Source organism: Collinsella sp. D33t1_170424_A12, from assembly GCF_015554865.1.
Taxonomy (GTDB): Bacteria; Actinomycetota; Coriobacteriia; order Coriobacteriales; family Coriobacteriaceae; genus Collinsella.
Map to the genome: position 1 here is coordinate 1 of NZ_JADNJJ010000031.1, position 1,026 is coordinate 1,026.

At 55.7% G+C, this 1,026-nt stretch carries 3 protein-coding genes; all 3 read left to right on the forward strand.

All coding sequences use genetic code 11. From position 1 onward, the window contains the following. On the forward strand, positions 1–192 hold a 192-nt coding region (locus tag I2E26_RS01560), incomplete at its 5' end, for a hypothetical protein (RefSeq protein ID WP_195419350.1). A gap of 39 nt (positions 193–231) precedes the next feature. Continuing rightward, entirely contained in the window at positions 232–393 is a 162-nt protein-coding gene (locus tag I2E26_RS01565; RefSeq protein ID WP_195419351.1) for a hypothetical protein, read from the forward strand. A 56-nt stretch (positions 394–449) separates the two neighbouring features. Further along, positions 450–779 carry a hypothetical protein gene (locus I2E26_RS01570; protein ID WP_195419352.1) on the forward strand — a complete coding sequence of 110 codons (330 nt, stop codon included), beginning with the start codon at positions 450–452 and terminating at the stop codon, positions 777–779. The last annotated feature ends 247 nt before the right edge of the window (positions 780–1,026 follow it).

Here is a 1,026-nt window from a genome sequence, read left to right on the forward strand (position 1 = left end):
CCCGTCGACATGAGCGAGGCAGAGGCGCGCGCGTTGGCCCGCAAGAACGGCTTCGAGCTCGTCGAGCTGCTCCAGGGGGCGCGTCCCGGGGAGCAGCTCCTTGTCGTCCGCGGCGTGAGCTGCGGCAGGCAGACGGTGGAGCGCGTGGGCGACGTCGGCTTCGGTTGCACCTGCGCGAAGTTGAAGAAATAGATGGTGCAGAGCCGCTCTGACAGGGAGTGCTCAACATTGATGGGGTTTTGGGGACATTCGCTATCGGTGCGCAACTGCTCGAACGCGTCGCATTACGACTCCAACGGCATCGACCTTCAGGCGTTCAGCCTCATATCGAAGATCGCGTACCACATTCAGGCGGACGGAGCATTCCCCGAAAAAGCTTGCTATGCGAAGTGACGCTGACTTATTCGATGACTATCATGGTTTTACTCGGGTCAAGTTAGGAGGATTTGATGGCAAAGTGTGATAGGTGCGGAAACGATTTCGACAGGGATGAAGCTGAATATCAGTTCATCAACGAATATCCTGGGTTGAATTTTGATAATCTCGAAGGGGATATCTGCTTCGAATGCGCGCGCGAAGCGATGGAAGCAGAGGACTCCGGAATCTATTTCGAAACCTGCGAAGAATGCGGAACTCGCTTTGACTTCATCGAGAACCGTGCAAGTCTGGCGTATGATGATCCATCCAGCCTTGATGCGGACCTTCAATTTGTTTGGAATAGGGTGGGCAAAATTCTCTGCGCAGATTGCGCTAGAGATCATTTGGATGAAGTCTATTGATAACACCGAGGAAAGGGCTAGCGTAAGTTGGCTCTTTCGTTCCCTTCGGCTCTTCGGCCCGTGCTTCCGGCGCAGCCATGAGTTTTGCTGTCGAAGATTATCGTGCTCCCATCGCACTCACCCCGCACAGCGAGATCCTTCGCTCCTTGCTTGTGGGGGCAAACGTGGCACTAGCTGTTGTGTGCCGATAGGTTGTTTACGCCGTAGACTCGCGACATGGGCGGCAGGCCCCCGCACGCGCTGTGCG

Coding starts and splice junctions, on each gene's coding strand:
- I2E26_RS01570 (WP_195419352.1), top strand. CDS start 450: ATGGCAAAGTGTGATAGGTGCGGAAACGATTTCGACAGGGATGAAGCT.
- I2E26_RS01565 (WP_195419351.1), top strand. CDS start 232: ATGGGGTTTTGGGGACATTCGCTATCGGTGCGCAACTGCTCGAACGCG.